19 protein-coding genes are annotated in these 22,339 nt (G+C 71.2%); 15 read left to right on the top strand and 4 right to left on the bottom strand.

Annotated elements, in window-relative coordinates:
* Position 1: 1 nt before the first annotated feature.
* The 3 genes from ptsP to Q8Q88_RS14280 all read right to left on the bottom strand — a co-directional run bounded on the left by ptsP (position 2) and on the right by Q8Q88_RS14280 (position 7,624).
* Positions 2-2,473 carry a phosphoenolpyruvate--protein phosphotransferase gene (gene ptsP, locus Q8Q88_RS14290; RefSeq protein ID WP_305675874.1) on the bottom strand — a complete coding sequence of 824 codons (2,472 nt, stop codon included), beginning with the start codon at positions 2,471-2,473 and terminating at the stop codon, positions 2-4.
* A 19-nt stretch (positions 2,474-2,492) separates the two neighbouring features.
* Positions 2,493-4,784: a family 20 glycosylhydrolase gene (locus Q8Q88_RS14285; protein WP_305675854.1), complete on the bottom strand. Its 2,292-nt coding sequence runs from the start codon at positions 4,782-4,784 to the stop codon at positions 2,493-2,495.
* 179 nt (positions 4,785-4,963) lie between these two features.
* On the bottom strand, positions 4,964-7,624 hold the full coding sequence (locus tag Q8Q88_RS14280; protein WP_305675853.1) for a TonB-dependent receptor: 2,661 nt from the start codon (positions 7,622-7,624) through the stop codon (positions 4,964-4,966).
* Between the two features lie 219 nt (positions 7,625-7,843).
* Between Q8Q88_RS14280 and Q8Q88_RS14275 the strand changes: the two genes are divergently transcribed.
* The 15 genes from Q8Q88_RS14275 (at position 7,844) to Q8Q88_RS14205 (ending at position 21,732) form a co-directional block, all read left to right on the top strand.
* Positions 7,844-8,605, top strand: coding sequence for a GntR family transcriptional regulator (locus Q8Q88_RS14275; RefSeq protein ID WP_371129863.1), 762 nt, complete (start codon positions 7,844-7,846; stop codon positions 8,603-8,605).
* A gap of 46 nt (positions 8,606-8,651) precedes the next feature.
* Complete coding sequence (locus Q8Q88_RS14270; RefSeq protein WP_371129865.1) at positions 8,652-9,674, top strand: SIS domain-containing protein; 1,023 nt, start codon at positions 8,652-8,654, stop codon at positions 9,672-9,674.
* On the top strand, positions 9,674-10,816 hold the full coding sequence (nagA, locus tag Q8Q88_RS14265) for an N-acetylglucosamine-6-phosphate deacetylase (RefSeq protein ID WP_305675851.1): 1,143 nt from the start codon (positions 9,674-9,676) through the stop codon (positions 10,814-10,816). Before Q8Q88_RS14270 ends, nagA begins: the two co-directional genes overlap by 1 nt.
* A gap of 134 nt (positions 10,817-10,950) precedes the next feature.
* The gene (locus Q8Q88_RS14260) at positions 10,951-11,940 is read left to right on the top strand and encodes an AraC family transcriptional regulator (protein ID WP_305675850.1); all 990 of its coding nucleotides are present in this window, start codon (positions 10,951-10,953) and stop codon (positions 11,938-11,940) included.
* 21 nt (positions 11,941-11,961) lie between these two features.
* The gene (locus Q8Q88_RS14255) at positions 11,962-12,387 is read left to right on the top strand and encodes a VOC family protein (RefSeq protein ID WP_305675849.1); all 426 of its coding nucleotides are present in this window, start codon (positions 11,962-11,964) and stop codon (positions 12,385-12,387) included.
* A gap of 82 nt (positions 12,388-12,469) precedes the next feature.
* A complete protein-coding gene (locus Q8Q88_RS14250) occupies positions 12,470-12,910 on the top strand; it encodes a cupin domain-containing protein (RefSeq protein ID WP_305675848.1) in 441 nt (146 codons plus the stop codon).
* Complete coding sequence (locus tag Q8Q88_RS14245; RefSeq protein WP_305675847.1) at positions 12,888-13,349, top strand: DUF4437 domain-containing protein; 462 nt, start codon at positions 12,888-12,890, stop codon at positions 13,347-13,349. The genes Q8Q88_RS14250 and Q8Q88_RS14245 overlap by 23 nt, the downstream gene beginning before the upstream one ends.
* A gap of 106 nt (positions 13,350-13,455) precedes the next feature.
* The gene (gene copC, locus Q8Q88_RS14240) at positions 13,456-13,806 is read left to right on the top strand and encodes a copper homeostasis periplasmic binding protein CopC (protein ID WP_305675846.1); all 351 of its coding nucleotides are present in this window, start codon (positions 13,456-13,458) and stop codon (positions 13,804-13,806) included.
* Positions 13,807-13,812: 6 nt separating this feature from the next.
* Entirely contained in the window at positions 13,813-14,733 is a 921-nt protein-coding gene (gene copD, locus Q8Q88_RS14235; RefSeq protein WP_305675845.1) for a copper homeostasis membrane protein CopD, read from the top strand.
* 7 nt (positions 14,734-14,740) lie between these two features.
* Complete coding sequence (locus tag Q8Q88_RS14230) at positions 14,741-15,157, top strand: hypothetical protein (RefSeq protein WP_305675844.1); 417 nt, start codon at positions 14,741-14,743, stop codon at positions 15,155-15,157.
* Between the two features lie 92 nt (positions 15,158-15,249).
* On the top strand, positions 15,250-15,732 hold the full coding sequence (locus Q8Q88_RS14225; RefSeq protein ID WP_305675843.1) for a TolC family protein: 483 nt from the start codon (positions 15,250-15,252) through the stop codon (positions 15,730-15,732).
* Positions 15,733-15,759: 27 nt separating this feature from the next.
* Complete coding sequence (locus tag Q8Q88_RS14220) at positions 15,760-16,533, top strand: TolC family protein (RefSeq protein WP_305675842.1); 774 nt, start codon at positions 15,760-15,762, stop codon at positions 16,531-16,533.
* Positions 16,530-17,993, top strand: coding sequence for an efflux RND transporter periplasmic adaptor subunit (locus tag Q8Q88_RS14215; RefSeq protein WP_305675841.1), 1,464 nt, complete (start codon positions 16,530-16,532; stop codon positions 17,991-17,993). The genes Q8Q88_RS14220 and Q8Q88_RS14215 overlap by 4 nt, the downstream gene beginning before the upstream one ends.
* A complete protein-coding gene (locus tag Q8Q88_RS14210) occupies positions 17,990-21,133 on the top strand; it encodes an efflux RND transporter permease subunit (RefSeq protein ID WP_305675840.1) in 3,144 nt (1,047 codons plus the stop codon). The genes Q8Q88_RS14215 and Q8Q88_RS14210 overlap by 4 nt, the downstream gene beginning before the upstream one ends.
* 98 nt (positions 21,134-21,231) lie before the next feature.
* Positions 21,232-21,732, top strand: a complete 501-nt coding sequence (locus Q8Q88_RS14205; protein WP_305675839.1) for a nuclear transport factor 2 family protein — start codon at positions 21,232-21,234, stop codon at positions 21,730-21,732.
* 240 nt (positions 21,733-21,972) lie between these two features.
* Here the strand turns inward: Q8Q88_RS14205 and Q8Q88_RS14200 are convergent.
* A partial coding sequence (locus Q8Q88_RS14200) for an MFS transporter (protein WP_305675838.1) occupies positions 21,973-22,339 on the bottom strand: 367 nt, incomplete at its 5' end.

Raw genomic sequence — 22,339 nt, 5'->3', positions numbered from 1 at the left:
CTCAGGCGCCTCCGGTGAGGAAGGTGTTGGAAAGCGCCCGCACCGCCTGGGGCGAGTCCTGGGCGAGCGCCTCGGCGGCGAGCTTGCGGCAGGCGCCGGGCGACAGGGTGCGGATCATCGACTTGACCTCGGCTATGGCGGCGCCGGGCATTGAAAGTTCCGTGACCCCCAGGCCGATCAGGATCGGCGCGGCGGCCACATCCCCGGCCAGGCCGCCGCAGACCCCAGTCCACAGGGCGTGCTTGCGCCCGCCGTTCGCCGCCGCCGCGATCAAGCGCAGGACGGCCGGATGCAGGGCGTCGACCTCGGCGGCCAGCTCGGGATTCCCCCGGTCCATGGCCAATGTGTATTGGGTGAGATCGTTAGTCCCCACCGAGAGGAAGTCGGCCTCGCTCGCCAGCTGGTCGGCGATCATCGCCGCCGCCGGGGTCTCGATCATCACGCCCAGGTCGACCCGGCCCTCGAAGGCGACATCGCGCCGGGCCTCGTCCAGGGCGGCGCGAACCGCCTTCAGCTCGGCTAGGCTCGCCACCATGGGCGCCATGATCTTAGCGCCGGGCGCGCCGCGCAGGATGGCGCGGAGCTGTGTCCGCAACAGCTGCGGCCGGCGCAGCAGGACGCGCACCCCACGCACGCCGAGCGCAGGGTTCTCCTCGGCGGCGATGGGCAGGTAGGCGGCCGACTTGTCGCCGCCCACGTCCAGCAGGCGCACGATCAGCGGGCGGCCTTCCAGGGCCTCGGCGATGGCCCGGTACTGGGCGGCCTGTTCGTCCTCGTCGGGGGCGGTCTCCCGCTCGAGGAACAGGAACTCCGTACGCAGCAGGCCGCAGCCCTCCGCACCGGCGGCGAGCGCGCCCTGGGCGTCGCCGAGCGAGCCCAGGTTGGCGAACACATCGATCCGTGTGCCATCGGCCATCCGGCAGTCCTCTCGCGCCATGGCGCGGGCCGCCGCGCGGCGCTGGTGGCGGGCGGCGAGCGCGGTCTGGGCGGCCTCGAGCGCCGCAGCGGCCGGGGCCACCTGCAGCGAGCCGGCCTCGGCGTCGAGGATCAGGCAGGTCCCGTCGCGGATCGCGGCCACGGCCGGCCCGGCAGCCACCAGGCAGGGCACGCCCATGGCGGCGGCCAGGATCGCCACATGGCTGGTGGGACCGCCCTTGGCGGTGCAGATCCCGGCCAGGCGCGAGGCGTCCAGCGCCATGAGCTGCGATGGCAGCAGCTCCACGGCCAGCAGGATGGATCCGGACGGCAGGTCCAGGGCGCGGTCCTCCTCCCCGGCCAGGACCTGGAGCACGCGGCGCTCCAGGTCGACCAGGTCGTCGACGCGCTCGGCCATGCGGGGATCGCGCAGGCCGCGAAGGGCCTCCACATAGTCGCCGATCGCCGCCTTCCAGGCGAAGCCGGCGCTCTTGCCCTCGCCGATCCGACGGCGGGCCTGTCCGGTCAGTTCGGGATCCTCCAGGAAGGCCGCGTGGGCGCCGAGGATCGAGCGGCGCGCCTTGTCGCCCTCGCCGGCCATCACCGCGATCCGCGCGCGCACCTGCGCCAGCGCGGCCGACAGGGCGGCCTCCTCATGGGCCGCGCCGGCCCCGGCTTCAATCACCGGAACCTCGGCGCGGAACAGCCGCACCGCCTTGCCCACCGCCAGGCCCGGGGCGGCCATCACCCCGCGTAGCTGGGCGGGGCTGGCCAGAGCGGACGCCGATGTTTCCGGCGACTCGGGCGCGACCGCGATCGGCGCGCCCTCCCCCATGCCGCCCTCGATCAGGGCGGCCACGGCGGCGACCGCCGCCTGGGCTTGCTCGCCCGTCGCCGAGAGCAAGACGGCGTCGCCGTGTCGCAGGCCAAGCGTCATCAGGCCCACCGGGCTCTTGGCGTTCGCCCGGCGACCGACGGTGGCCAGCGAGATCTCCGCCGGAAAGGACTTGGCGAGTTCCGCCACCCGGGCGGCCGGGCGGGCGTGCAGGCCATGGATCATCGGAATGACCAGCCGCCGCTCCACGGTCGGTCCGGCGACGGGCGCGATGTCCTGGGCCGCGGTCTCGCCCCACGTGAGCTCGATCACCGGCTCGCCCGCCGCGACCAGGCGGCCCGCCTGGCGCAGGTCCATCGTGTGGCCGGCCAGGTCGGTGATCACCATGGGCGAGGTTAGGCTCTTGGCCCGCCGCGCCAGCAGGTCGAGATCGAAGCCGATCAGGCGCTGGCCGGCGGTGACGGCCTGGCCGTCGGCCACATGGACCTCGAAGCCCTCGCCGCCCAGGGCGACGGTCTCCAGCCCGATGTGGATCAGGATCTCCACCCCGCCGGCCGCCCGCAGGGTGACGGCGTGGCGTGCGGCGTGGACGGAGATCACCGTCGCGTCGCAGGGCGCCCATAGAACGCCCTCGGTGGGTTCGATAGCGAGGCCGTCGCCCAGCATCCGCTCGGCAAAGACCGGATCGGGGACCTCGTCCAGGACGGCCGCCCAGCCGGCCATGGGCGAGAGCAGGACGAGATCAGCGGCCACGGGGCGCCTCCGCGACCAGGGTGACGCGGTCAACCGCCCACATCGGCGCCACCGCCTTCTGGGTGAAGGTGAAGCACAGATCGCGCGGACCGGCCTCCCCCTTGATCTCGCCGGAGAGGACCGTCACGCCCTGGGACTTCGCCGCCGGCGCCAATGGCAGGATCGCGACCACCGGCCCTCGGCAGGACCCCTGCCGCACCTCCAACTCGCCCTGCGGCGTGGCCGGCGGGCGGAAGGCGATCTTCTCGATGTCCTTGCCGATCTGGAAATTGAACGGCAGCTGGCCCACGGCGACCTCGATCCGCGACAGGCCGGCGAGGTTCGCGCCCTCGTAGATCCAGCAAGGCGCCAGAACGTCGATGAGGAACCGGGCGCGCTCGCCGCGTATCGGCGCGTCGTCCTCGAGGTTCAGCAGGATGTTCTCGGCGCAGGACTTCAGCTCCTGGCTCCTCCGTGTACGGATCGAGCGGGCGTCGACCTCGATCGCCGAGGCCGGCGCCAGGGCCTGTCCGGCGCGATAGGCCTGGGCGCGGACGGTCGCCCCCAGCTTGACGTCGAGCGGCGCGGCATAGACCGGCGAGGCCGCGGTCGGCGCCGAGCCGTCCAGGGTGTAGCGGATCTCGCCCAGGTCGTCGGCGCCCAGCAGCGCCAGCCGGGCGCCGTCCCCGGAGGGGTCCCCCAGACCGCGCACCTTCAGCGGCGTCTCGTCAAAGGTCTGGCCCAGGGTTCGATAGCGTCCCAACTGGGCCGGCAGGCGGTCGGCGAACCCGGCCCAGTCGCGCCGGGCGGCCGGCGACCAGGCGATCTCGGCCAGGGCCGCGGCGCGGGGGAACAGCATCATGGCCGCCCGCTCCTCGGTGCGCACATGTTCGGTCCAGAGGTTGGCCTGGACGCCCAGGATGTGAGGACGCTCGTCATCGTCGAGCGCGGCCGGCATGGGGTCGAAGTCGTAGACCGTCTTCAGCGAGACAACGTATCCGCGGCCCGGCGGCTCATCGGGCGAGGCGCTCTGGCGGTTGTCGAGATAAAGGGTCGGCGCCGGCGACAGGACCGCATCGTGGCCCAGCTTGGCGGCGACTACCGCTCCGTCGATGCCGCGCCAGGTGGTGATGGTGGCGCCCTTGGCCACCCCGCCCTCGAGAATCTCGTCCCAGCCGATCAGCCGGCGGCCCCGCGCGTTCAGCACCTGTTCGATCCGTGAAATGAACCAGCCCTGGAGCTGGGCCTCGCTGCCGATGTGCAGGGCCTTCATCCGGGCCTGGACCGCGGCGCTGGACCGCCACTGGTCCTTCACCGCCTCGTCGCCGCCCACATGGATGTAGCGGCTGGGAAACAGCTCCGTCACCTCGGCCAGCACGTCCTCCAGGAATGCGAAGGTCGGCTCCTCCACATTGTAGAGATAGGGGAAGACCCCCCAGTCGCCGGAAATGTTGTCGGTCGGAACCGGCGCGGACCCCAGCTGTGGATAGGCCAGGATCGGCGCCAGGGCGTGCCCCGGCATCTCGATCTCCGGCACGATGGTCACCTGGCGAGCGGCGGCGTAGGCCACCAGTTCGCGGACCTGGGCTTGGGTGTAGAAGCCGCCGATGACGCGCGGCTTGCCGGTCTTCGGATCGATATCGGCAGCCGCCGCCGGTCCGGCCGGAACCCGCCAGGCGCCAACCTCCGTCAGCCTTGGATACTTCCGGATCTCCAGCCGCCAGGCCTGGTCGTCGGTCAGGTGCCATTGCAGCGTGTTCAGCTTGAGCAGGGCCATCTGGTCGATGAGGCCCTTGATGAACTCGATGCTCTGGAAATGGCGCGCGGAGTCCAGCATCAGCCCGCGCCAGGCGAAGCGGGGCGCATCGTCTAAGGTCACGGCCGGAATCTCGACCGCACCCTTGCCGGGAACCTGGGTGGCGAGCTGCCAGACGGTGACGGCGCCATAGAACAGGCCGGCCTCGCCGGAGCCCGTGACGGCGATCCCGTCCGGCGACACCGTCACCTTGTAGCCCTCGCCGGTCCCCTCGCCCCCGGCCAGGCGGATGGCAGGCTCGCCCGCTTTCGCCGTTCCGACGGCCAGTTTCAGCCCCCGGGTCCGCTGGAGCAGGTCGGCCAGGAACTGAGCGGAGGCCCGGGCGCGCGCATCGCCCGCCTCGACGGAGATCACGGTCCGCGAGGTCAGGTGGAAGGAACCCCCGGCCGGCGCCTCGCTAGCCGGCGCAGGGATCATCGAAACACGCTCGGCGGCCGCGGCGGGAGCAGCGATCAGCAGGGTGGCCAGGAACAGGGAACGGATCATCGAGACGCCCGCGCAAAAAGAGAGCGGAGCGGCGAACCGCCCCGCCCAGGGCCCACGTTCTCACGGAGGCGGGGATTGGGGGAGGAATAGGGGGCGCGGCCTGGGTTCATGAGGTCATCCTGAACCAGACCGCGCGCCGGACGAAGCGGCGGGGGGCATCCCACCGCCTCGTCCGGGTCTCAGAAGGTCAAGCTGACGGTGGCCAGGAACTTCCGGCCGGTCCGATAGACACCCCGCGGCAGGGCCGTGGTGTTGGCGTAGGCGTAGTACTCGGTGTCGAACAGGTTCATGCCGGCCAGGGTCAGGCTGACATTGTCGGTGAAGTTGTAGGTGCCCGACACGTCCAGCGACTTGTAGGGGCGGACATACATCTCGTCGCCGCGGTCGACCCCGGTGAAGTACTTGGAGCGCCAAGTGTAAGTCGCCCGCACGGCCACCGGGCCGCTCTCGTAGAACGGGCTGACATTGACTTGGTGCTTGGAGTTGTAGGGCAGGGCCGCGCCGTTCGCCCCCTGGCCGTCGGCATAGGTGTAGTTGGCCAGCAGGCCGAAGCCCATGGCGTAGTTCTGCTGGTAGGCGATCGACACACCCTTCACGTCGGCTGAGCCGGCGTTGCTGGGGCGGCTGATCTGGTAGGTGGTGACCCGGCCCTGGGACTGGTTGAAGTACTGCTCGGGCCCGGTCCGCTGCAGGATGTAGTTGCTGATGTCCTTGTAGAAGAACTCCGCCGCCAGGATCGCCTGGGGCTGGAAGTACCACTCGGCCGAGAAGTTGAAGTTGCTCGACTTGTAGGGATCCAGGTTCGGATTGCCGCCGTTCCCTGTGAGGATGCCGTCGGAGAGCTGGAAGAAGTTGGTCATGTCGGCATAGTTCGGCCGGGCGATCACCTGGGCGGCGGCAAAGCGCAGGATCAGCTCGTCGGAGACGCTGTAGGCCAGGTTCACGCTGGGCAGGACGTTGTCGTACGTCTTCGACGTGGTCTGCCATGCCCAGTCGCTCGGGGCGGAACAGGGCGTCCCGGCCCGGCAGACATAGCCGGCGCTGTCGACGCCGGTGTGGACATAGCGGACGCCGAAATTGCCGCGCAGTTCGCCGGCCTCGATGCTGGCCTGGGCGTAGACCGCGTTGATGTCCTCCTGGATCGCCCAGTTGCCGGCGGTGAACTCCGGCGCGGCGAAGATCGACGGCACGGGCATGGTGCGGCCGGGCGTCAGCCAGGCGCCGCTGGTCACGTACTGCACCATCGACGGGCCATCGATCCGGAAGCGGTTGCTCATCTGGTCGTTGGCGCCGAAGCCGTTCAGGTAGTTGCCGGGCGCGGTGCTCGGGCTGAACTGGCTGGCCGGGGCGGCGACGCCGGTGATGGCGATGCCGGCATATTGCTGGCTGGTCTCGTGGCGGCGGAACTTGTAGCCGACCTGGACCCGCTTGATGACCCCGTCGAGGTCCATGCCGAAGTCGGCCTGGGCGTACTTCTCCTCGTCCTCGGTAGGCTTGGTGACCAGGTTGCCGCTCCAGCCCGGATCGGTGGCGAAGGCGGCGGGGTTGCCCTGCACATTGGTCGTGTAGGTCAGTTGGCCGGGCGTGCCCGGGGCGCCGCTGATGTCGACCGTGTAGTTGGCCCAGTTCAGGAATTCGAGGAACACCTGGCGCTTGGTGCCGCCGTCGGCCTTGGAGATCCCGGCCACGCCGGAGAGGTCCCAGCCGTCGCCCTTCCACTTGCCGCGGAAGTCGTAGGTGTCGGAGTTCATCTCCGCCTCGCGGTACTGGACATCCAGCACGCTGAGCGCGTTGTTGAAGGTCGCCGAGGTGACGACGCCGTTGTTGACGGTGAGGCCGGTGAGCGCGCCCAGGCTGTTCCAGGTGTTGCCCTGGAAGGCGTACATCGACTGGTTCAGGTTGTCGTACTGGGCCTCGATCTTCAGCCAGTTGAACTCGAGCTCGACCTGGTCGTTCGGCCGGAACTGGACCGATCCGGTATAGGTCAAGCGGTCGCGTTCCTGCTCGAAGAACGAGGTGCCGAAGGCGTTGGGGCTGCGGGCGGTCAGGTTGGCCGTGAGCGTGGTGGCGCAGGTTCCGACGCAGCCGAAATTCCGCGAGTCGACGGGGTTGTCGGGATTGCCGCCGGCCCACTGGTTGGCCGCCATGGTGCCGTAGGTTTCCACCCCGTCGCGGCGGAGCTGGTCGGTGGCCTTCTGGACGGAGAAGGCGACCCCGAGGGTCTCGGCTTCGTTCTTCCAGCTGCCGATCAGGGCGCCCTGGAGGTCGCCCTCCTTGGAGCGGTCGTTATAGAGATAGCCCACCGACCCCGCGATAGTCCGCGACTTGAGGTCGAAGGGCTTGCGGGTGCTGACGATCACCGTGCCGCCGATGCTGCCTTCGTCGATGCGGGCTTCCGGCGTCTTGTAGACGTCCACCCGGCCGACGATCTGCGGCGCCAGCAGGGCGTAGTTGAACGTCCGCCCCGGGCTGTCGAGGATGAACCAGTCGGCGGAGGCCACGGTCTGGCCGTTGAGCAGGGTGCGGTTCAGCGCCGGGTCCGTGCCCAGGATGCTGACCTTTTCGCCCTGGCCGAACTGGCGGTCGACGGTGACGCCGGGCACCATGGTCAGGGCCTCGGCGACATTGGTGTTGGGAAACTTGCCCACGTCCTCGGCGGTGACCGAGTCGACGATGGCGTCGGCGTTGCGCTTGGTTTCCAGCGATTGCTGCAAGGAGGCGCGGATGCCGGTGACCACCACCTCGTCGACCGTGGCGTCCTGCGCGAAGGCCGGAGCGGCTAGGCCGATGACGGCGGCGCTGACCGATGCGATCAGCAGAGACTTGCGATATTCGTTCACTCGGCTTCTCCCCAGAATTCCGGCGGGTCGCCGGAGCCGACGCATGTCCAATGTGATACCAATTGTCAGCGCTTCAGCGCATAAACCGGTGTTCACCGACCTGCAGGGCCAAACTGTGCGCAGTTTCACAAAATTGACAAGCCCAAAAAGAGACCAATTGCGTTCCACGTACATATTGGTATCTAACTGGTCTCACGAAACGTCACGCCGATGGTCCGCATGACCGAAGCTGGAGAGACGCCTTTGAGCTTTTCCGAACGCATAGGCCGCCTGGACGCCGACGAGCACGCCCCGCTCTACCGGCAACTCCAGCGCGCCCTGCGCATGGCGATCCAGAACCGGGTGCTGGGGCCGGACGACGCCCTGCCGGCCGAGCGCGAGCTGGCCGAGGAACTGGGCGTGTCGCGAATCACCGTGCGCAAGGCGCTCGACGGACTGGTCTCCGAGGGCCTGCTGACCCGCCGCCAGGGAGCCGGCACCTTCGTCGCCGCCCGGGTGGAGAAAAGCTTCTCCAAGCTTTCGTCCTTCACGGAGGACATGATCTCCCGCGGGCGCACGCCGCATTCGACCTGGCTGTCCAAGGCCGAGGGCCAGGTGACGCCCGAGGAATCCCTGACGCTCGGCCTCTCGCCGGGCGCGCCGGTCTATCGGTTCAACCGGATCCGCTATGCCGACGGGGCGCCGATGGCGCTGGAATATTCCACCGTCCCGGCCTTCGCCATGCCCTCCCCGGACTTCGTGGAGACCTCGCTCTACGAGGCCCTGGAAAAGACCGGCCATCGGCCGGCCCGCGCCCTGCAGCGGCTGCGCGCCGTGCTGTTCACGCCGGAACAGGCCGAGCTGCTGACCATCGCCCCGCGCGATCCGGGCCTGCTGATCGAACGGCGGGGCTATCTGAAGGACGGCCGCGCGGTGGAGGTCACGCAATCCTACTATCGTGGCGACGCCTACGACTTCGTCGCCGAGCTGAACGCGCTCTAGTGAAACCGCCGTGCCCCGGAGAAAGCGCTTGAAGTCCCAGTCTGCGATGCGTCCGCAGGACACGCGCATGTTTCGAGAGGCGGCGGAGGCGCCGGCCGCCGTGGCGCGCCTGCTGGCCGCCAACCGCGAGGCGGCCCGCGCGCTCGGCGAGGACCTGCGCGCCCTGAAGCCCCGGGCCGTGGTCACCTGCGCCCGCGGCTCGTCCGACCACGCGGCGACCTACGCCAAGTACCTGGTCGAGACCGGGACCGGGGTGCTCACCTCGTCGGCCGCCCTCTCGGTAAGCTCGGTATATGCCACCGAGCCGCGGCTGGAGGGCGTCCTCTACCTGGCCATCTCGCAATCGGGGAAGAGCCCGGACCTGCTCTCGGCGGTCGAGGCGGCCAAACGCGGCGGGGCCCTGGTGGTGGCCCTGGTCAATGACGAGGCCTCGCCCCTGGCGGCGCTCGCCGACCGCACCCTGCCCCTGCACGCCAGCCCCGAACTCAGCGTCGCGGCCACCAAGTCCTATATCGCGGCCCTGGCCGCCATCGCCCAACTGGTCGCGGCCTGGACGCAGGACGAACGACTGGAGGCCGAGCTCGACAAGCTTCCCGAGGTCCTGGCCCGGGCCTGGGAGATGGACTGGAGCCCGGCCGCGGCACGGCTGAAGGACGCTCACAACCTCTATGTCCTCGGTCGCGGGGTCGGCTATGCGGTCGCCCAGGAGGCGGCGCTGAAGTTCAAGGAGACCTGCGGCCTGCACGCCGAGGCGTTCAGCGCCGCGGAGGTGCTGCACGGCCCCATGGCCCTGGTCACGGCCGGCTTTCCGGTTCTGGTCTTCGCCCAGGCCGACGAGAGCGAGGCCAGCGTCCTGGAGATGGCCAAGGGGCTGGAGGCGCGCGGCGCCGACGTCCTGCTGGCGGGTGGCCCGCCCTCCAATGTCCTGCCGACGCTGGGCGCCCACCCGATCCTCGAGCCGATCGTCCGCATCCAGAGCTTCTACCGGATGGCCAATGCGCTTTCGTTGGCCCGCGGCCACGATCCCGACCGCCCGCCCCACCTCAACAAGGTGACCGAGACCGTCTGATGGCCATCGTCCTCGAAAACGGCCGGGTCTTGACGCCGCGCGGGTTCGAAGCCGCCGCCGTGGTCGTCGACGGCGAACGCATCACCGCCGTGGGGTCGCCCGAGGTCGGCGCGAGCGATCAGCGCATCGACCTCGAGGGCCGTTACCTGCTGCCGGGCTTCATCGACACCCAGGTGAACGGCGGCGGCGGCATGCTGTTCAACGCCACCCCCACGGTCGAGGCCATCGCCGTCATCGGCGCGGCGCACCGGCGGTTCGGCGCCACCGGCTTCCTGCCCACCCTGATCAGTGACGACCTGGGCACCGTGGAGCGCGCCATCCTAGCCGTCGACGCCGCCATCGAGCAGGGCGTGCCGGGCGTGCTCGGCATCCATATCGAAGGGCCCTTCCTGGCCGAGAGCCGCAAGGGGGTGCACGACTCATCGAAGTTCCGCACCCTCGATGAGGCGGCGCTGCGGCTGCTGACCTCGGCCCAGCGCGGTCGCACCCTGGTCACCCTGGCGCCGGAGACAACCACCGACGAGATGATCGGCCGGCTGCGCGCGGCCGGCGTCACGGTCGCCGCGGGCCACACCAACGCCACCTATGAGCGCCTGCGCACGGCGCTCGACGCCGGCCTGACCGGCTTCACCCACCTGTTCAACGCCATGTCGCCGCTCACCAGCCGCGCGCCCGGCGCAGTGGGCGCGGCCCTGGACGATCCGGAGAGCTGGTGCGGGGTCATCGTTGATGGTCGCCACATCCACCCGGCCACCCTAGGCATCGCCTTCCGCGCCAAGCGCCACGATAGGTTCATGCTGGTCACCGACGCCATGCCCAGCGTCGGCATGACCGACAAGACCTTCACCCTGCAGGGCCGAACCATCCGCGTGGTCGACGGGGTCTGCGTGGACGAGGACGGCACCCTGGCCGGCTCCGACCTCGACATGATCAGCGCGGTGCGCAACGCCGTGGCGATCGCCGGCCTCGACCTGGCCGCGGCCGTCGGCATGGCCAGCGCCGCCCCCGCCGCCTTCCTGGGCCTGTCGGCGGACCACGGCGCCATCGCCCCGGGCCTGCGCGCCAACCTGGTGGTCGCCGACCAGGCCCTGCAGGTCACCGAGACCTGGATCGACGGCCAGCGCCTGGTCGTGACGGCCTAAGCGGACGAACGGCCAGGAATTCCGGTCGAACGGGCATGGCGGACCACGGCCGTCCGCGCCATCGTCGCCACATGACCCCGCACCACGACAGCCTCCGGTGGCTTCGGCGGGTCGATCGCGGTTAGGATCGGCGGATGCAGCACGAAGCCGGAAACCTTGTCGGGCCTCTGTTGGGCGGACGCACGGTCTGCGCGCCGCAGGCGCCGCCCGACCTGCTCAGCGAAGTCCTGCACGACCTGCGTCTGGGGCACGCGTCCTATGGCCGCAGCGAGCTGACTGCGCCGTTCGGGATCGAAATCCCCTTCAAGGGGGGCGTGCGCTTCCACTTCGTGGCTGAGGGCGCCTGCTGGATCCTGAGCGCCGGACAGGACGCGATCCGCCTGGAGGCGGGCGATGTGGTGCTGCTGCCGCACGGCACCGGCCATGTGATGGCCGACGATCCGGGACGGCGGCCGAGGCCGCTGGAGGCGTTCAGTCCGGAGCTGGTCGGCGCGGAGAGCTACCGCCTGACGGCCGGCGGCGGCGGCGCCCGCTCGCTGATCGTCTGTTGCACCATCGGCTTCGAGGGCCCCACGGCCCACCCCCTGCTCGAACTCCTGCCGCCGGCGCTCATCGTGCGGCGGGCCAAGGTGAGCGATCCCGCCCTGCCCGTGCTCCTGGACATGATGGCCCGCGAGGTCACCACGCCGCGGATCGGATCGGCCACGATCATGGCCCGGCTGGCCGATATCGTGATGAGCTCCATCGTGCGCACCTGGCTTGAACAGCAGCCCACGGACCTGACGGGCTGGCTGGCCGCCGTGCGCGACCCCCAGGTCGGGTTGGCCCTGGCGCGGATGCATCGCGAGCCGGGCCAGGCCTGGAGCGTGGAATCCCTGGCCGCCGTCGCAGGCATGTCGCGGTCCAAGTTCTCCGAGCGATTCGGGCAGCTGCTGACGGTCTCCCCCGCCCGCTACTTGCTGCTCTGGCGGATGCGCTTGGCCGCGGCCTGGCTGCGGACGGGTTCGATGACGGTGGCGCAGGCGGCGGCCCGGCTGGGCTACGAGTCCGACGCCGCGTTCAGCCGCGCGTTCAAGCGGGTCACGGGGCTGTCGCCGGGATCGGCGCGCCTGTTGCCGGTCTGAGGAAGGCCAGAAGGGAAAGGCATGGAGATCCAGTTTGTCTCGAGCTTCGCGGTGATCGCGCCCGATCCCGCGGCAAGCCGGAAGCTGTTCGTCGACGCCTTGGGCTTGCCGCTGAAGAGGCATGAAGGGGACGAGTACTACTTCAGCGAGGAGATCGCGGGCGCGAAGCACTTCGGCGTCTGGCCGCTGTCGCAGGCCGCCGAGGCCTGTTTCGGCTCACCGGCCTGGCCGCCGGATCGGACGGTGCCGCAGGCCTGTGTCGAGTTCGAGGTCGCCGACGCCGCCAGCGTGGACAGTGCGGCGGCGGAACTGGCGGCCCAGGGCTACGAGCTGCTCCATCCCACCCGCACCGAACCATGGGGCCAGGTGATCGCTCGGGTGCTGTCGGTCGAGGGTGTCATCGTGGGGATTTCGTACGCCGCGTGGATGCACCCAGGGGCGGCCTGACCGGACCGCCACGGAACCTGCCAATTCGTCCAGCGCCGTAGCCCATGGAATGATCTCGGCGGTTCCTTCCGAGGTGACGCCCATGCGCGCAAGATTGATCGTCGCCGCCCTGGCCCTCGGGCTGGCGGCTCTCCCGGCCATGGCGGCCGATCCGCCCGTCCAGAACCGCTACGTCCCAACGGACAAGACCCCCTGGTATAAGGAGGCGCCGAACATCCCCGTGGAGCTGGCGCCCCTGTGGGGCGACCGCGCCAAGGGCGAGGCCGGCACGCTGCTGCGCGCGCCGGCCGGCTTTCAGTCTGGCCCACACTCCCACACCGCCGACTACTGGGCGCTCATCGTCGAAGGCGAGTGGGCGCACTGGGTCGGCTCCACCGGCGAAGGCCGCGGGGTCCGCCTCCTGCCCGGCGCCCACTGGACCCAGGTCCATACCCAGCTCCACGAGGACGCCTGCGTCTCCAAGACCCCCTGCGTGATCTTCCTCTTCAACCGGGATCCCTATGTCACCGAATTCCCCAAGTGAGCGCCTGATCGCCGGCGCCGTGCTGGCGCTCACCCTCGTCGCCCCGGCCTCCGCGGCCGACCCAGAGCCGCGCAACATCAGCCGCCCCGCCGCAGACCACGCCTGGCGCAAGCAGTCGCCAGAGCTGTCCACGCAGCTGACCGTGCTCTGGGGCGACCGCGACAAGGACGGGACCTTCGGACAGCTGGTGAAGATGCCGCCCGGCTTCGACTCGGGCCTGCACGCCCATAGCGGCGACTATCATGGGGTGCTGGTCTCCGGGACATGGGCGCACGTTGACGCGAGCGGCAAGGGCGCGGACGTTCCCCTCGGTCCGGGCTCCTATGTTCGCCAGCCGGGCGGAGAGATGCACATCGACCGCTGCGTGAGCCAGGAGCCGTGCGTGCTCTTCACCTTCCAGTACGCCCGCGCCGACGTGATCTGGCCGGCGAAGACGTGAGGCGGCGGGCGTGGTGAGCGCGCACCTGTGCGAAGGCCGCCGTGAGGGATAGGCTCACCCCGCGCGTAGAGGTCTAGGACTTCCCGACCCAGCTGCGGAGACCTACATGTCCCTTCGACCCGCCCTCGCACTCGCCGCCGTCGCTGTCCTGGCCGCGGGTCAAGCCTCCGCCCACGCCAAGGTCGTCAGCTCCAGTCCCGCCGAGAACGCCACAGTGGCGGCGCCGCCCCAGATCACTCTGCGGTTCAATGAGAAGCTGCAGCCCAAGTTCTCGAGCTTCGAGCTGATGGCGGGCACGACCGTGGCGCCGGTCAAGGTGACCGTCAGCCAGGACAAGCTCTCCCTGGTCGGGACGCCCACGCGCCCGCTGGCCGCCGGTACCTATGAGGTCAAGTGGCACGCGGTCACCGCCGACACCCACCGCATGCAAGGCGCCTACACCTTCACCGTCCGCTGACGGCCCATGGACGCCGCCGTCGCCGTCGTCCGGTTCCTGCAGTTCGCGGCGGCCTCCGTGCTGTTCGGCGCGCCGCTCTTCCTGCTCTACGGGTTGAAAGGACCGGATCGGGCGGCGCCGGCCTGGCCGCGCCCGCTGCTGGCGATCGCGAGCCTGGGGCTCACGCTCGGCGCGGTGGCCGCCCTCCTGGCCCAGACCGCCATGACGGTGGGTGATCCGGCGGCGGCCATGGACAGCGAGATGCTGGGCACGGTGATGCTGGAGACCCCCTTCGGCCTGGCCATCGCGGCGCGCGGTCTCGCCGCCGCCGCGGCGCTGGCGCTCTGCCTCCTATGGCGGCCCAGCCCGGGCTTGTGGCTCGCGCTGACCGGCCTCGGCGGCGCGGCGCTCGCGAGCTTCGCCTGGACAGGACACGGCGCGGCGACGGAAGGTCCCGGCGCCCCGTTGCATCTTGCGGCCGACATTCTGCACCTGCTGGCGGCCGGCGTCTGGATCGGCGCCCTGACCGCCCTGGCGCTGATGCTGCGCGCCGCGAGCCGGGCGCCGAGTCCCGCGAGCGTTCGGACGCTCCACGCGGCGCTGGCGGGCTTCTCGGGGATCGGCTCGGCCGTCGTGGCGACCCTCGTGCTCACCGGCCTCGTCAACAGCTGGTTCCTCGTCGGCTTCGAGGGCGTCGGCCGGATGGCCACCTCGCCGTACGGCCTGCTGCTGCTCGCGAAGCTCGGACTGTTCGCCGCCATGCTGGCCCTGGCCGCCGCCAATCGGTTCGCCCACACGCCGCGGCTGGCCGCCGCCATGGCCGATGAGGCGCCCGGCGCCGCCTTGCGCGCCCTGCGCCGCAGTGTGCTCCTGGAGACGGCTCTCGCGGCGGCGGTGGTGGCCCTGGTCGCCGTTCTCGGCAGTCTCGCGCCGGTTTCGGCTGGATAGGCGCCACTTGACCTCGGTCAATGACCCCGCCGGCCGCTGCTGCTATGGTGCGAAGATGATCGCGCGCCTCCTTGCGCTCTTCGCCGTCCTGGCCCTGGCCCTCAGCCCCGTGAACGCCGCGGCGGCGCCCGGCGCCTGCGCCCACATGCCGGAAGGCGGCGAGATCGCCGCCATGCCGCACCTGCAGGCCTCGGCCGAGGCGATGGACGTCATGCTGTGCTGCGATCCAGATCCGTCGAGCGCCATGGATCCCGCCTGTGTCGCGACCTGCGTCGCCATGGCCGGAGTGGCGGCGGACCTTCCCCAGGCGGTCGCCGTCAAGCCGCGGGCCCTCGCGCGCGCGCCGTTCGTCCTCGCCAGGTCGGGCGCCCTGCCGGACCGACCGCCGCCGAGGTTGGAGCGACCTCCCAGACCCACCGCCTGAAGCCTCTGGCCCGCCGGACGCCCGCAAGGGCCCGCGGCGGCTGACACCGCACGCCCGCGTGCCGTCGATCCCCGTCTTCAGGACGAAATCTCATGTCGTGGACACCCTTCCGCGCGGACGCGCCAGGCCGCCGCCGCGCCGCGCCGCGCGGCCTTCCGGCCGGGCTTTGCCTTGTCGTCGCGCTGACCGCGGGCCCCGTCGGCGCGGCGCCGGTCACGTTCGCCGCGGCGCTCAAGCTCGCGGAGGACCAGGCGCCCGAACTTCAGGCCGGCGCCCTGCAAGTCGAGGCGGCGCGATCGGCGGCGCGTGCGGCGGGCGCCCTGCCCGATCCGAAGCTACAACTGGGCTTGGAGAACCTGCCGATCTCCGGCCCGGACGCCGGGCGCCTCGACGCCGAGGCGATGACCATGGCCCGCGTCGGCCTGATGCAGGATCTGCCGAACGGCGCCAAGCGCCGCGCCGAACGGGACCGCGCGGGGATCGACGTCTCCGCCGCCCAGGCCGACCGGCGGGCGGTGAGCCGGGACGTCAGGGTCGCTGCGGCAGGCGCCTGGATCGACCTCCACTACGCGTAGCGGCGGCTCCGGGCCTTGGACGAGGCCGTGTCCACATTGACGCCGCTCTGGGACGCCGCATTCGCGGGCGTCGCCTCGGGCGCTTCCCGGCCCGCCGCCGGGCCGGAAGCGCAGCGCCTGCGGGCGGAACTGGGAGACCGCCGCAGCCAGTTGGTCGCCGAGGTCGCCGGCGCCCGCGCCAGGCTGGCGCGCTGGACCGGGGATCCGCACGTGGAGGCGGCGGGAGCCGCCCCTCCGCTGGAGTTCGACGCCGCCGCCCTGCGCGCCCAGCTGGAGCGCCACCCGAGCCTGGCGGCGCTGGACGCCGCGACCCGGCAGGCCGGCGCCGACGTGGCGCTGGCGCGGGCGGGGAAACGACCGGACCTTGGACTGGAGCTCGCCTACCAGCGGCGCGACGCGATGTTCGGCGACATGGTCTCGGTGGGAGTCACCGTCAGCCTGCCGGTTTTCGCGAAGACGCGGCAGGACCCGATCATCGCCGCGCGCGTCGCCACCGCCGGCCAGGCGCGCGCGCAGCGCGAGGCGGCGCGCCGGGCGCTCACCTCCGAGCTCGAGCAGGGCCTCGCCGACTACGCCATGCGCCGCGAGCAGTGGCTGCGCGCCCGCGACACGCTTCTGCCCCTGGCCAGGGCCCGCGCCGATCTGGAGACCGCCAGCTACGGCGCTGGCCGCGCGGGGGTCGCGGAGGTCACCGAAGCGCTCACCGGCCGCGCCGACGCCCAGCTCACCTTGCTCGAGCGGGAGGCGGCGCTCGCGCGCGACGCCGTCCGGCTCACCCACGCCTTCGGGAGCGATCAATGACACCCCTCAAGATCTCGCGGGCCGGCCTTGGCGCCGGCGCGCTCCTGGCCGCCGCCATCCTGGCGGGCGGAGTGCTGATCGGGCGGGCCACGGCGCCCGAAACTGAGGCCCCGGCCGCCGCCGGTCGCAAGGTGCTCTACTGGTACGACCCGATGGTCCCGGGCCAGCGCTTCGACAAGCCCGGCAAGTCGCCGTACATGGACATGGCGCTGCAGCCGAAATACGCCGACGAGGCTGGCGGCGGGGTGCGGATCGATCCGGCCAGGGCCCAGAACCTCGGCGTGCGCCTGGCGACGGTGGAACGGGGCCTGCTGCCGGGCGGCGTCGCGGCGACGGGCGTCATCGCGTACAGCGAGCGCGACCTGGCGGTGGTCCAGGCCAAGGCCGCCGGCTTCGTGCAGCGTGTCTACGCTCGCGCTCCGGGCGACGTGATCGCAGCCGGAGCGCCGCTGGCGGACATCCTGGTTCCGGAGTGGGCCGGGGCGCAGGCCGAATTCCTCGCCGTGCGCGCGACTGGGGACGCCGCCCTGACCCGCGCCGCGCGCCAGCGCCTGCAACTACTGGGCATGCCGCCCTCCCTGGTCGAGCAGGTGGAGCGGTCCGGCCGCGTGCGCAACGTCGTGACGGTCTCCACGCCGGCCGGCGGGGCGATCAAGACCCTGGGCGTGCGGGCCGGCATGACCGTCGCCGCGGGCCAGACGCTGGCGGAGGTGAACGGCCTCTCCCGCGTCTGGCTGAACGCCGCCGTGCCCGAGGCGCTCGCCAGCGAGGTGCGCCCCGGCCAGTCGGCGACCGCCACCCTGACGGCCTATCCCGGCGAGATATTCGAGGGGCGCGTCGCGGCCCTGCTTCCACAGGCCGACGCGGCCAGCCGCACGATCACGGCGCGCGTGGAGCTGGCCAATCCTCGGGGACGCCTGCGGCCGGGCATGTTCGCCAACGTCCAGCTGGCGGGGACCGGACAACCGGCCCTTCTCGCACCCTCGGAGGCCGTCATCCGCACGGGACGCCGTTCCGTGGTGATGGTCGCCGGCCCCGGCGGTGGCTTCCAGCCGGCGGAGGTCCGCACCGGGCGCGAAGCCGGGGGGCGCACCGAAATCCTGCAGGGGCTGTCCGAGGGCGAAAAGGTGGTGGCCTCCGGCCAGTTCCTGATCGACTCCGAGGCCAGCCTCGCCGGCCTCCGCGCCCGACCCGCGCAGCCCGCGGCGGCCCCCCACGCCGGCCACGCCGCGCCGGCGCTGCTCGAAGGCGCTGGCCGCATCGAGGCGCTCTCGCCGGCCAGCGTGACGTTATCGCACGGCGCGATCCCGGGCGTCGGCTGGCCCGCCATGACCATGGCGTTCCGCCTCGCGGATCCGGCGCTGGCCCGCGGCCTGAAGGTCGGCGACCGCGTGCGCTTCGCCTTCGACCAGCAAGGCGGGCCGACGGTGCGGCGCATGTCGCTGGAGGGCCAGCCATGATCGGCGCCGTCATCCGCGCCTCGGTCCGGGCGCGCGTCCTGGTGCTGGTCGCCGCCGTCGCCCTCGCCGTGGCCGGCGTGCTTGCGGTCCGCAGCACGCCCGTGGATGCGCTTCCCGACCTGTCGGACGTGCAGGTGGTGATCCGCACCTCCTATCCCGGCCAGGCGCCGCAGATCGTCGAGAACCAGGTCACCTATCCCCTCACCACCACCATGCTCTCGGTGCCGGGAGCCAAGACCGTGCGCGGCTTTTCCTTCTTCGGAGACAGCTTCGTCTATGTGCTGTTCGAGGACGGAACCGACCTCTACTGGGCCCGCTCCCGGGTGCTTGAGTACCTGAGCCAGGTGCAGAGCCGCCTGCCGGCGACCGCCCGCCTGGCGTTGGGGCCTGACGCCAGCGGGGTCGGCTGGATCTACGAATGCGCCCTGGTCGACCGCAGCGGCGGCCACGACCTCTCGCAGTTGCGCGGCCTGCAGGATTGGTTCCTCCGCTACGAGCTGAAGACCCTGCCCGGCGTCGCCGAGGTGGCCAGCATCGGCGGCATGGTCCGCCAGCATCAGGTGGTGCTCGACCCGGTGAAGCTCGCGGCCTACGGGGTCACGTTCCAGGACGCCGCCGACGCCATCCGGCGGGCCAATCAGGAGGCTGGCGGCTCGGTCCTGGAGCTCGTCGAGGCCGAATACATGGTCCGCGCCACCGGCTATCTGGAGAGCCTCGACGATTTCCGCAGCATCACCCTGCGGACCGCCGAGGGCGGAACGCCGGTGAGGCTGGGCGACGTCGCCACGATCCAGGTGGGGCCGGAGATGCGTCGCGGCGTGGCCGAGCTCAACGGCGAGGGCGAAGTGGCCGGCGGGGTGGTGATCCTGCGCTCCGGCGAGAACGCCCGCGCGGCCCTCGAGGCGGTGCACGACAAGGTCGCCGCCCTGAAGCGAAGCCTTCCGCCCGGGGTGGAGATCGTCACCACCTATGACCGGTCGCAATTGATCGACCGGGCGATCGCCAACCTGACCAGCAAGCTCCTGGAGGAGTTCGTGGTCGTGGGGATCGTCTGCGCCCTGTTCCTCTGGCACGTGCGCTCCGCCCTGGTGGCGATCGTCACCCTCCCGCTAGGCGTGCTGTTCGCCTTCCTGATCATGCGGGTGCAGGGCGTGAACGCCAACATCATGTCGCTGGGCGGCATAGCCATCGCCGTCGGCGCCATGGTCGACGCCGCGGTGGTGATGATCGAGAACGCCCACAAGCGGCTGGAGCGGTGGGCCTACGAGAATCCCGGCGCGGTCTTGGATTCGCCCACACGCTGGCGCCTGGTGACCGAGGCCGCGGTCGAGGTGGGGCCGGCGCTGTTCCTCAGCTTGGTGATCATCACCCTGTCGTTCGTTCCGGTGTTCGCCCTGCAGGCGCAGGAGGGGCGGCTGTTCTCGCCCCTCGCCTTCACCAAGAGCTACGCAATGGCCGGCGCGGCGATCCTCTCGGTCACCCTCGTGCCGGTGCTGATGGGCTATCTGATCCGCGGTCGCATCCCGGCCGAGGACGCCAACCCCGTGAACCGCTGGCTGACCGCCGCCTACCGGCCGGCGATCGACTGGGTGCTGAAGAAGCCGCGGACCGTGCTCGTGCTCGCGCTTGCCGTGTTCGCCACCACGGCCTGGCCGCTCAGCCGCCTGGGCGGCGAGTTCATCCCGCCGCTGGACGAGGGCGACCTACTCTACATGCCCTCGGCGCTTCCCAGCATCTCGGCCGCCAAGGCCGCCGAGCTGCTGCAACAGACCGATCGGCTGATCCGCACCGTTCCGGAGGTGAAGACCGTGTTCGGCAAGGCCGGCCGCGCCGAGAGCGCCACCGACCCGGCGCCCCTGGAGATGTTCGAGACCACGATCCAGCTCAAGCCAAGGGACGAGTGGCGGCCTGGCATGACGCCGGAGAAGCTGGTGGAAGAACTGGATCACACCGTGAAGGTCCCGGGCCTCGCCAATGTTTGGGTGCCGCCGATCCGCAACCGCATCGATATGCTGGCCACGGGCGTGAAGAGCCCCATCGGGGTGAAGGTCTCCGGGACCAACCTCGCCCAGCTCGATCGGGTGGCGGCCGCAGTGGAAGCGGTGGCCAGGCGAACCCCCGGTGTCAGCTCGGCGCTCGCCGAGCGCCTGACGGGCGGGCGCTATGTGGACGTCGACATCGACCGGGCGGCGATCGCCCGCTACGGGCTCAGCATCTCCGACGTCCAAGGGATCGTCTCCGGCGCGATCGGCGGCGAGAACGTCGGCGAGACGGTCGAAGGGGTGGCGCGCTACCCCATCAACCTCCGTTACCCACGGGAGCTACGCGACAGCCTGGAAGGCTTGCGGGCGCTGCCGGTCCTCACCCCGGCCGGGCAGCAGATCACCCTGGGTTCGGTCGCTCGCGTCGAGATCCGCGACGGGCCGTCGATGCTGAAGACCGAGAACGCCCGCCCTTCCACCTGGGTCTATGTGGACGTCCGGGGCCGCGACCTGAACTCGGTCGTCACCGACCTGCGCCGCGCCATCGCCAAGGAGGTCAAGCTGCCGCCCGGCGTCTCGGTCGCCTATTCGGGCCAGTTCGAATACCTCCAGCGTGCCGCCGAGCGGCTGAAGCTCGTCGTCCCCGCCACGCTGGCGATCATCTTCCTGCTGCTCTACGCCACCTTCCGCCGATGGGATGAAGCCGCCCTGATCATGGCCACCCTTCCGTTCGCGCTCACCGGCGGCGTCTGGGCCATCTACGTCCTGGGCTACAACCAGTCCGTGGCCACCGGAGTGGGTTTCATCGCCCTGGCCGGGGTGGCGGCCGAGTTCGGCGTGGTGATGCTGATCTACCTCAAGCACGCCCTGGCCGAGCACGGCCCCGACCGGCTCGACGAGGCCGTGCGGGAGGGCGCCCTGCTCCGGGTGCGGCCCAAGGCCATGACGGTCGCCGTGATCCTGGCGGGTCTCGCCCCGATCCTGGTCGGGCACGGCGCCGGCTCCGAGGTGATGAGCCGCATCGCCGCCCCGATGATCGGCGGCATGCTGACCGCGCCTCTGCTGTCGATGCTCGTCATCCCCGCAGGCTATCTGCTGCTCCGGCGACGATGGCCGGACCGGGGCGGCGCCCCTTCCCCGCAAGCAGACCGCGAATGACCGTTCGCCTTCATCCCGCCTCCCCCGTGTCGGCCGAATCCCGGCCGCCGCCCTCGACGCCTCGCGCCGCTCCACCTAACCTCTAGCAAGGAGTCCCGATGAAACTCGCTCGTTCCGCCTGCCGCATGGCGTGCGCCGCCGCCCTGCTGGCCGCCACCTCGGCCCACGCCCATCCCACCGCGCACGACGCGCCCGCGCTCGCCGCGCCCCAGGCTCCGGCCGAGGCCGCGAAGGTGATCGACGCCTTCCACGCCGCCCTGAGGCGCGGCGACATCGCCGCGGCCGCCGCGCTGCTGACGGACGCCGTGCTGATCTTCGAAGCCGGCGGCGCGGAGCGCTCGAAGGCCGAATACGCCTCGGCGCACCTGCCCGGCGACGCGGTGTTCGCCCAGGCCGTCGGATCGGAGCTAACCCGGCGGACCGGCGGGGCGAGCGGCGATCTCGCCTGGGCGGCCAGTGAGGGACGCACGCGCGGGCGCTACAAGGACCGCGACGTGGACCGGATCACGACCGAGACCATGGTGCTCCGCCGACAGGCCGGCGCGTGGAGGATCGTCCACGTGCACTGGTCGTCGCGGGCGGCGACCGCGGCGCACTGAAGCAGGCTAGAGGTGCGGCCCTTGTGGCTGGCCGCGAGTTCCGACCGGGGTCGCGCTCACCACTGACGACGGAAGAGGAGTCAGCTCGCAGGAGATCCCGCCCGATGGGTGTGGTCAGGCTGCCGTTCATCGGTACGCCCAGCAGGCGCAGCACCAGCAGGATGGGGAAGAGAGGCCACTAGCAGATCACGATCGGCGGCGTCGCCTTGCCGATGAAGAGCTCGCGCGCGCGGATCGGCGCTACCCTGTCGGCTCACGCATCGCGATCGCGACGACGCAGCCGGAGACGAAGGTGAGGACGCCGATCGAACCGATGGCCCATGGGGCCCCGAACAGGTCGGCGATGACGCCCGCAGCCAAGGCGCCGACCGCGTAGCCCATGTCGCGCCAGAAGCGGTAGACGCTCAGCGAGCGAGCGCGCCAGGTCGGGTGGGAGGCGTCGGACACCGAGGCGATGAGCGTCGGGTAGACCATGGCCGTGCCCAGGCCGAGCAGGATGCTGGCGGCCAGCCACCAGCCGAACTGCCGGGTCGCCGCGGTCAGGAAGAGGCCCGCGGCCTGCACCCACATGCCGGCGACGATCAGGCCCTTGCGGCCCCAGCGGTCG

It is taken from the genome of Phenylobacterium sp. (genome assembly GCF_030697925.1).
Taxonomy (GTDB): domain Bacteria; phylum Pseudomonadota; class Alphaproteobacteria; order Caulobacterales; family Caulobacteraceae; genus Phenylobacterium.
The sequence above is the reverse complement of the archived record's forward strand: the minus strand, read 5'-3'. Positions and strand labels throughout refer to the sequence as shown.

What these genes read in the sequence shown, in the direction of transcription:
- ptsP (WP_305675874.1), bottom strand. Translation starts at nt 2,473, where the DNA reads ATGGCCGGCTGGGCGGCCGTCCTGGACGAGGTCCCCGATCCGGTCTTT.
- Q8Q88_RS14285 (WP_305675854.1), bottom strand. Translation starts at nt 4,784, where the DNA reads ATGATCCGTTCCCTGTTCCTGGCCACCCTGCTGATCGCTGCTCCCGCC.
- Q8Q88_RS14275 (WP_371129863.1), top strand. Translation starts at nt 7,844, where the DNA reads ATGACCGAAGCTGGAGAGACGCCTTTGAGCTTTTCCGAACGCATAGGC.
- Q8Q88_RS14270 (WP_371129865.1), top strand. Translation starts at nt 8,652, where the DNA reads ATGCGTCCGCAGGACACGCGCATGTTTCGAGAGGCGGCGGAGGCGCCG.
- nagA (WP_305675851.1), top strand. Translation starts at nt 9,674, where the DNA reads ATGGCCATCGTCCTCGAAAACGGCCGGGTCTTGACGCCGCGCGGGTTC.
- Q8Q88_RS14260 (WP_305675850.1), top strand. Translation starts at nt 10,951, where the DNA reads ATGCAGCACGAAGCCGGAAACCTTGTCGGGCCTCTGTTGGGCGGACGC.
- Q8Q88_RS14255 (WP_305675849.1), top strand. Translation starts at nt 11,962, where the DNA reads ATGGAGATCCAGTTTGTCTCGAGCTTCGCGGTGATCGCGCCCGATCCC.
- Q8Q88_RS14250 (WP_305675848.1), top strand. Translation starts at nt 12,470, where the DNA reads ATGCGCGCAAGATTGATCGTCGCCGCCCTGGCCCTCGGGCTGGCGGCT.
- Q8Q88_RS14245 (WP_305675847.1), top strand. Translation starts at nt 12,888, where the DNA reads ATGTCACCGAATTCCCCAAGTGAGCGCCTGATCGCCGGCGCCGTGCTG.
- copC (WP_305675846.1), top strand. Translation starts at nt 13,456, where the DNA reads ATGTCCCTTCGACCCGCCCTCGCACTCGCCGCCGTCGCTGTCCTGGCC.
- copD (WP_305675845.1), top strand. Translation starts at nt 13,813, where the DNA reads ATGGACGCCGCCGTCGCCGTCGTCCGGTTCCTGCAGTTCGCGGCGGCC.
- Q8Q88_RS14225 (WP_305675843.1), top strand. Translation starts at nt 15,250, where the DNA reads ATGTCGTGGACACCCTTCCGCGCGGACGCGCCAGGCCGCCGCCGCGCC.
- Q8Q88_RS14215 (WP_305675841.1), top strand. Translation starts at nt 16,530, where the DNA reads ATGACACCCCTCAAGATCTCGCGGGCCGGCCTTGGCGCCGGCGCGCTC.
- Q8Q88_RS14210 (WP_305675840.1), top strand. Translation starts at nt 17,990, where the DNA reads ATGATCGGCGCCGTCATCCGCGCCTCGGTCCGGGCGCGCGTCCTGGTG.
- Q8Q88_RS14205 (WP_305675839.1), top strand. Translation starts at nt 21,232, where the DNA reads ATGAAACTCGCTCGTTCCGCCTGCCGCATGGCGTGCGCCGCCGCCCTG.